Consider the following 7,837-nt stretch of genomic DNA (forward strand, 5'->3'; position numbering starts at 1 on the left):
GGGGAGGGGAGGCCGGGGGGTCAGGTGATGGACACGCCGCTGTCGATGCTGATGACCTGGCCCGTCATGCAGTCCTGCTCGAGGAAGAGGCGGGCGCTGCGGGCGACCTCCTCGACCGTGACGAACCGGGGGATTGGGGCCTTGCCCTCCATGCCCTCGATGACCCGGTCCGGGAGGGTGTTCGTCATACCCGTGATCATGAACCCGGGGGACAGCGCGTTCACCGTCACCCCGCGCCGGCCGCACTCGGACGCGAGCGTCCGGGTGAAGCCGATCAGACCCGCCTTGGACGCCGAGTACGCCGTCTGCCCGGCCGTCGCGATGATGCCCGACGGGGACACGATGTTGACCACCCGGCCCCACCGCTGGCGCAGCATGTGCGGCACCGCCACCCGGGCGGTGTGGAACGACCCGATCAGGTTGGTCTGGATGACCTGCGCCCAGTCCGCCGGGTTCTGCATCGCCATGAGGCTGTCCTTGCGGATCGCCCCGTTGTTGACGAGGACGTCCACCGGGCCGAGCTCGGCCGATATCGCCTCGTGGAGGGCCTGGGTGGCCTCCCACGAACCGACGTCCCCGGTGACCAGCACCGACGGGTTCACCAGCTTCTCCCGGACGGCCTCGGCGGCCTCACGGGCACTGTTGTAGTGGACCGCGACCCGGCAGCCCAGCGCGTCGAGTTCGAGCGCCAGGGCCTGGCCGAGGCCGCCCGAGGCACCGGTCACGAGCGCGACCGGGGACTCGGGCCGCTGGCCTGCACCGTTCTTGCTCATGCCGCGACACCGCCCCACTCCATCAGGATCGAACCCCAGGTCATGCCGGCTCCGAAGCCGGCCAGCAAGACCTTGTCACCGGCCTTGATACGGCCCTCCTCCAAGGCCTCGGTCAGCGCGATCGGGATCGACGCCGAAGCCGTGTTGCCGTACTTCTGGAGGTTGGTGATCAAAGCCTCCTGCCGCAGGCCGGTGTGCGACAGGATCGAGTTGATGATCCGGATGTTGGCCTGGTGCGGAACCACATGGTCCACATCGGCCGCGTCCACCTTGGCGCTCTCCAGCGTCTCGCGCACCGTACGGACGGTGTAGCGGACGGCGTTGAGGTAGATCTCGTTGCCGTTGATCTGCGCGTAGTGCAGGCCCGCGTCGAGCGTCTCCTGGGTCGTCGGCATCCGGCTGCCGCCGGCCAGCACCTTCAGCGAGCCGGTGCAGGCGCCGTCGGCGCCCAGGTTCCACGCCTTGACCCGGTTCTCCGCGCCCGGCTGCAGGACGACCGCGCCCGCCCCGTCGCCGACGAGGATGGACAGGTCCCGGTCGGCCGGGTTGGCCGTCAGGGTATGGGTGTCGGAGCCGATCAGCAGGATCGGCCGGGGATCGATGGCGATCAGCGCCATCGCCGACACCAGCCCGTAGACGAAGCCCGCGCACTCGGAGTTGACGTCGTGCGCGCTCCCCGAGATGCCCAGTTCGTGGTGGACGAACGCGGACGTCGCCGGGGACGGCTGCTCGGGCGTGGCGGTCGCGACGATGAGGTGGGCGATGTCGGCGCCGGTCAGCCCGGCCTTCTCCAGAGCACGCCGGCCGGCCTCGACGGCCAGGGAGGCGGTGGTCTGCCCCGGGTCGACCGCCCGCCGCTCGCGGATCCCGCAGCGGCTGACGACCCAGTGCTCGTCGACGCCGAAACGTGTCGCGAGTTCGGCGCTGGTGACGATGCGTTCGGGTACGGACATGCCCCACCCGGTGATGTCGAAGCCGGTCACGTCACCCCTCGCTACGCCTGAGCCGGGACGAGGTCGACGATCTTCGCGTACACGTCACGCAGCGTGGTCGTGTCGTCGAGGTCCGCGAAGAGGGACTCGTCGGCCGGGATGTGCGGGTACTGGTTCTGGAATCCGTACAGCCACTCCATCAGGTCCAGCGAGTCGACGTCCGCAATGTGCTGGAGCGGGGCGTCGGGGCTGACCTCCGCGGCACCCGAGACGGCCTCGAGCTGGCTCGCCAGTTCTTCGATGGTGGGCAGCGACATGGGGTCGGTCCTCTCTCGGCAATGCAACTCGGCAGTGCGTGTCTGGTTTTCGAGAGTGATAAAAGCTCCGCCCCCGCAAGGAAGACGCAACACCGCCCCGGATCCTGATTCCCGGCCTTCTTGCGCACACCTTGCGGGGCATCGGGTTTTCTCGGTCGCGAATTCGGAAACACGGCCCGCCGGACACGCAGGAAAGAGGATCAGGATGACAACGGTCGCCCCCAAGTCGGTGGACCCCGAGGTCGATGCGATCAGGCACCACTACGAGGTCAGCAACGATTTCTACCGGCTCCTGCTGGGCCCCACGATGATGTACTCGGGCGGCTACTGGGAGGACGGCGAGGACCTGGTCGCCACCCTGGACGAGGCGCAGGAGCGCAAGCTCGACAAGTTCGCCGAACTCGCGAACGTCGCGGCCGGCGGCGCCAAGCGCGTCCTGGACATCGGCTGCGGCTGGGGCACCATGCTCAACCGCCTCACCACCGTGCACGGCGCGGAGCAGGCCGTCGGCCTGACCCTGTCCCGCACCCAGGAGGCCTTCATCGACGGCCTCGGCAACCCGCGCATCACCACGCTGGTCCAGAGCTGGGCGGACTACAAGGTCGCCGACGACAGCGAGAAGTACGACGCCGCGTTCTGCATCAACGCCCTGGAGCACTTCGTCTCCTCCAACCTGCCGCCCAAGGAGCGCACCAAGCGCTACCGGTACTTCTTCCAGCAGGTCGCGAACGCCCTCAACCCGGGCGCGAAGTTCGTCCTGCACACCATGACCGCCGAGGCGCTGCCGATGAACCGCGCCCTCCTCGACGACCTGAAGTTCCTCCAGCGCTCCGAGTTCGAGGGCTGCCACATCCCCCACCTGAGCGAGCTGTCCGCCGCCGCCGAGGGGCTCTTCGAGATCGACGAGATCGTCAACGAGCGCGAGTCCTTCGCGATGGCCTGCCGCGCCTGGCTGGTCCTGCTGGCCGAACGCCGGGACGAGGCCGTGGCCCTGGAGGGCGAAGAGGTCGTCTCGCGCTTCGAGCGCTACCTCGACATCTTCGCGTACACGCTCGAGGACAAGTTCTTCAACAACTTCCGCGTCACCATCACGCGCCGCTGAGGAGGCCGACGTGACGAGCATTCTTGAGCCGGCCAAGGACGGCGGAGCCCGTACGGGCACCGAGACGCATCCCGGTGGCGGCGGACCGACCCGGCACCTTAGGGTCGCGGTCATCGGCACCGGCTTCTCGGGCCTGGGCACCGCCATCCGACTGCTGCAGTCGGGCATCGACGACTTCCTGGTGTTCGAGCGGGCCGACGAGGTCGGCGGCACCTGGCGCGACAACAGCTATCCCGGTTGTGCGTGCGACGTCATGTCCCACCTCTACTCCTTCTCCTTCGCCCGCAACCCGAACTGGAAGTCGACGTTCGCCTCACGCGACGAGCTGTACGCCTACCTCCGCGACACGGCCGACCGCTTCGGCGTACGCCCCCACATCCGGTTCGGACACGAGCTGGAGGCCGCCCGCTGGGACGAGGACGAGCGGCACTGGAAGATCGAGACCTCGCAAGGCCACTACACCGCCCAGTTCCTGGTCACCGGCACCGGCTACCTCAGCGAGGCCGCCGTACCCGACATCAAGGGGCTGGCGGACTTCGAGGGCAAGGTCTTCCACTCCTCGAACTGGGACCACGACCACGACCTGGCCGGCCGCCGCGTCGCCGTCATCGGCACCGGCGCCTCCGCCATCCAGTTCGTCCCCAAGATCCAGCCCGAGGTCGGGCAGCTGGACCTCTACCAGCGCACGCCCCCGTGGGTCGGCCCCAAGCCCGACAAGGCCAACAGCGAGCTGCACACCAAGATGCTCCGCTCACTGCCCGGATACCAGCAGTTCCGGCGGGGCTTCAACATGTGGGGCCGGGAGATCCTGGCCTTCTTCTGGAAGCGCCCCAAGCTCGCCGAGAAGGTCCAGAAGATGGCGAGCGACCACCTCGAGAAGTCGGTCCCCGACCAGGCACTGCGCGCCAAGCTGACCCCCGACTACCTGGTGGCGTGCAAGCGCCTGCTGTTCTCCAACACCTGGTACCCGGCGATCCAGCAGCCCAACGTCGAGATCGTCACCGACGGCATCGCCGAGGTCCGCCCCAAGTCGATCGTAGGCAGCGACGGTGTGGAACGCGAGGTCGACACCATCATCCTGGGCACCGGCTTCCAGGCCACCGACCGCCCCGTCGCCCGCCGCATCTGGGGCAAGGGCGGCGTCCAGCTGCGCGAAGCCTGGAAGGACGGCATGGCCGCCCACCGCGGCACCACCATCGCCGGCTTCCCGAACCTCTTCATGCTCCTGGGCCCGAACACGGCGCTGGGGCACTCCTCGCAGACCGTGATGATCGAGGCGCAGGTCCAGTACGTCGTGGACTCCCTCAAGCAGGCGCAGAAGCGCGGCCTGGCCAGCATCGAGGTCCGCCAGGAGGCGCAGGACGCCTACAACCGCACGCTCGACCGGCACCTCGAGGGCACCGTCTGGATGTCGGGCGGCTGCAAGAGCTGGTACCTCGACGCAGCCGGCCGCAACACGACGGTCTTCCCCACCTACACCTGGCGCTTCCGTCGCGGGACCAAGCGCCTCGACCTGAGCGAGTACCAGCTCGCTTCCCGGGTGCGCAGCACCAAGCCGGTACCTCACCAGTAGGAGACGCACGAAGATGAGCAGCACCCACAGAACTGCCGCGGGCACCGCCGCCGAGCCGTCCCGCCGCCGGGTCCTGGGCGGGATCGCGACCACGGCCGTCGCCGTCGTCGGCTGGAACGCCGTGTCCCAGACCTGGGCGACGGCCGCCGAGGCCGCCGGCAACTCCGACGTCGTCCCCGTCCCGGGGCTGGTCGGGACCCTGGAGACGACCCCGGGCGTGGTCGACTCCTTCGCCAACGACTTCGGACACCTCTTCGACGGCGCCGCGAGCAAGCCGTGGGCGGTGCTGCGCCCCGGCGGCATCAACGACATCGTCAAGATCGTCGACTACGCCCGCACGAACAACATCAAGGTCGCCGTCAACGGCCAGGGCGGCACCGGCAACGACATCGAATCCCACTCCGTCTACGGCCAGGCCCGCGTCCCCGGCGGCATCTCCATCGACGCCAAGGGCATGTCGAAGATCATCTCCATCGGCAGCGACACCGCCGTCGTCGAGGCCGGGGTGACCTGGGGCCAGCTGACCGACGCCGCCCTCAAGGTGGGCAAGACCCCGCCGGCCCTGCCCGACTACCTGTACATCTCCGTCGGCGGCACCATCAGCATCGGCGGCATCGGCGGCACCGTACAGAAGTACGGCCTGCTGTGCGACACGGTCCAGTCGATCGACATCATCACCGGCGACGGCAGGCTCGTCACCGCCAGCGCCTCCCAGCGCACGGAACTGTTCCACGCGGCGCTCTCGGGCGGCGGCCAGGTCGGCATCATCGTCCGGGCCACCGTCAAGCTGATCCCCGCGCCCAAGCGGGCGGTCATCTTCAGCCTCTACTACAGCACGGTCGAGCAGTACCTCACCGACTCGGAGAAGGTGCTGGCCGACGGCCGGTTCCAGGTCCACGCCGGCGAGATGCTCCGCACCCCGGACAACTCCGGCTGGCGGTACAAGCTGGAGGTCGGCGCCACCTACAACACGACGCCGCCGAACCGGACCAAGCTGCTGTGCGACCTGAAGGACGTCCGCGCGGACGCCGTCATCGAGGACGTCTCCTTCCGGGACTACATGTTCCGCCTCGACGCCTACGAGGCGTACCTGAAGGAAGGCGGCCACTGGTACACGCCCAAGCCGTGGCTGAGCATGTTCCTGCCCGCCTCCAAGACCAAGGCGTTCATGAAGCTCGTCGAGCAGGAGCTGGACGCGAACTCCCTCGGCGGCGGATTCCTGCTCTTCTACCCGTTCTACACCTCGAAGATCAAGCGGCCGCTGGCGATGATGCCCAACGAGTCCGTGGTCTACCTCTTCGACCTGCTGCGCTTCCCCAACCCGGGTGAGCCCGACATCCAGGGCATGATCGACCAGAACCGCCGCCTGTACGACATCGCGGTGGCCAGCGGCGCCAAGCGCTACCTGGTGGGCTCGATCCCGATGACGGGCGCCGACTGGCAGAAGCACTTCGGCAACCGCTGGACCGGCTTCGTCAACGCCAAGCGGAAGTTCGACCCCAACAACATCTTCACGCCCGGCCAGGGCTTCTTCGCCTGACGGCAGACCGGCCGGCTGTGAAGTCCCGGCGGTGGGGGCGGGGGAGAGCGACGCCCCCCGCCCCCACCGCCTTTTCCCGTACCGAGTGGAGGCCCCAGAGATGAGCACGTACGACCTGATCGACGAGGCGGTGATCGACGCCCCGGCGGATGCCGTCTGGGACGCGCTCGTCGCCGAATTCCGCGGCGCGAAGAAGTGGTGGGTCCCGCACAACACGTTCACCGCGCTCTCCGGCGCCCCCGACGAGGTCGGCGGCACGGTGGGCGTCGTCGTCCACACCAAGGGCGTCGACAAGGGCGGACTGAAGCTGCGCTTCACCTCCCGCACGGTGGCCGTGGAGCCCGGCCGCCGCCTCGACATCGAGTACGTCGACGGCGTCTTCCGCGGCCCGAGCACCTTCCTGCTCGAACCGCTGCCCGGCGGCCGCACCCGCGTCTCGATGCACTTCACCGGCAGCCCGCACGGCTGGCTCAAGGCCCTGGCCAAGGTCGCCGACCTGGGCGCCGAACACTCCAAGGCCACCCTCGCCGCGTTCGAGTCGCTGGACCGGCAGCTGTCGGCGGCACCCCGGTGACCGCCGCTGCGCAGGTCACCAGCGAACTGACGGTCCGCACCGACGACGGCGCCGAGCTGGCGGTGACCGTCCTGGCACCCCTGACCGGCACACCGGCCCGCGCCGACGTGGTCCTGCTGCACGGCTGGGCACACACCCGCCGCGCCTGGGGCACCGTCGCCGACCGGCTGATCCGCGCCGGACACCGCGTGGTGCTCTACGACCAGCGCGGCCACGGCGCATCCACCCTGGGCCGCACACCGGTCTCGGTGGAACGGCTGAGCGCGGACCTGGCGGCGGTCCTGGGCGAGACCGACGCCCGCGAGGCCGTCCTCGTAGGCCACTCGGGCGGCGGGTTCACCGCCCTCTCCTACGCCGCCACCTCGCCCTCGGCGGGCCGGCTGCGCGGCCTGGTGCTGCTGGGCACGGCGGCCCACGGCCAGGACACCCCGGACGGCGAGGTGAAGATGATGGGCAGCCAGGTCTTCACCCGGGCCCTGCGCCGGCCCTGGCTGGGCGGCAAACTGCTCGCCTCCACCATGGGCAAGGGCGTGGATCCCGTCGTGCGCGACGTGAACCGGCAGATGTTCGCCGCCACCACACCGCGCGTGCGGGCGGACTTCTTCCGCTGCACCCGCGGCTGGGACGTCCGCGAGGCACTGAAAGCGGTCACCACCCCCGCCGTGGTCCTGCACGGCGACGGCGACAAAGTGATCGACATCGCGCTGGCCGAGACCCTCGCCCAGGTCCTGCCCGGCGCCCGCTTCGAACCGGTCCCCGGCGCGGGCCACATGCTCGCGCTGGAGCGTCCGCTCCTCGCGGTCGCGGCCGTCACCGAGCTCGCCTCACGATGATCGAGGAACTCCTCCCCCCGGGCGTCACGTCATCGGAAGCCTTCGACGACGCGGCGCCCGCTCCTCTCTTCCCCGCCGAGGCCGCCCTGATGCAGGGCCGACGCGCCCGCCGGCGCAGACAGTTCGCCACCGCCCGCGCCTGCGCCCGCCGCTGCCTGGCCGACCTCGGCCGCCCCGCCGCCCCCCTCCTGCC

8 protein-coding genes and 1 pseudogene are annotated in these 7,837 nt (G+C 69.6%); 6 read left to right on the top strand and 3 right to left on the bottom strand.

Features of this window, described 5'->3' with window-relative positions; all coding sequences use genetic code 11:
* Positions 1–20 precede the first annotated feature (20 nt).
* From PV721_RS38530 to PV721_RS38540, 3 genes are read right to left on the bottom strand one after another with little or no spacing between them, the layout of a single operon-like run.
* Positions 21–773 carry an SDR family NAD(P)-dependent oxidoreductase gene (locus PV721_RS38530; RefSeq protein ID WP_319732787.1) on the bottom strand — a complete coding sequence of 251 codons (753 nt, stop codon included), beginning with the start codon at positions 771–773 and terminating at the stop codon, positions 21–23.
* Positions 770–1,756: a ketoacyl-ACP synthase III gene (locus PV721_RS38535; RefSeq protein WP_319732789.1), complete on the bottom strand. Its 987-nt coding sequence runs from the start codon at positions 1,754–1,756 to the stop codon at positions 770–772. The genes PV721_RS38530 and PV721_RS38535 overlap by 4 nt, the downstream gene beginning before the upstream one ends.
* A gap of 11 nt (positions 1,757–1,767) precedes the next feature.
* Positions 1,768–2,022, bottom strand: a complete 255-nt coding sequence (locus tag PV721_RS38540; protein WP_030390264.1) for a hypothetical protein — start codon at positions 2,020–2,022, stop codon at positions 1,768–1,770.
* A gap of 205 nt (positions 2,023–2,227) precedes the next feature.
* On the opposite strand from PV721_RS38540, the gene PV721_RS38545 reads away from it, so the two are divergent.
* The 6 genes and pseudogenes from PV721_RS38545 to PV721_RS38570 all read left to right on the top strand — a co-directional run.
* Complete coding sequence (locus PV721_RS38545; protein WP_319732791.1) at positions 2,228–3,124, top strand: class I SAM-dependent methyltransferase; 897 nt, start codon at positions 2,228–2,230, stop codon at positions 3,122–3,124.
* A 10-nt stretch (positions 3,125–3,134) separates the two neighbouring features.
* A complete protein-coding gene (locus PV721_RS38550) occupies positions 3,135–4,697 on the top strand; it encodes an NAD(P)/FAD-dependent oxidoreductase (protein WP_319732793.1) in 1,563 nt (520 codons plus the stop codon).
* Between the two features lie 13 nt (positions 4,698–4,710).
* A complete protein-coding gene (locus tag PV721_RS38555; protein ID WP_319732795.1) occupies positions 4,711–6,237 on the top strand; it encodes an FAD-binding protein in 1,527 nt (508 codons plus the stop codon).
* A 100-nt stretch (positions 6,238–6,337) separates the two neighbouring features.
* On the top strand, positions 6,338–6,811 hold the full coding sequence (locus PV721_RS38560) for an SRPBCC family protein (protein ID WP_319732797.1): 474 nt from the start codon (positions 6,338–6,340) through the stop codon (positions 6,809–6,811).
* Complete coding sequence (locus PV721_RS38565) at positions 6,808–7,644, top strand: alpha/beta hydrolase (RefSeq protein WP_319732799.1); 837 nt, start codon at positions 6,808–6,810, stop codon at positions 7,642–7,644. Before PV721_RS38560 ends, PV721_RS38565 begins: the two co-directional genes overlap by 4 nt.
* A pseudogene (locus PV721_RS38570) lies at positions 7,641–7,837 on the top strand (4'-phosphopantetheinyl transferase); the annotation flags it as partial. The gene PV721_RS38565 and the pseudogene PV721_RS38570, both read left to right, overlap by 4 nt.

The organism is Streptomyces sp. MB09-01, assembly GCF_033794505.1.
Lineage (GTDB): Bacteria > Actinomycetota > Actinomycetes > Streptomycetales > Streptomycetaceae > Streptomyces.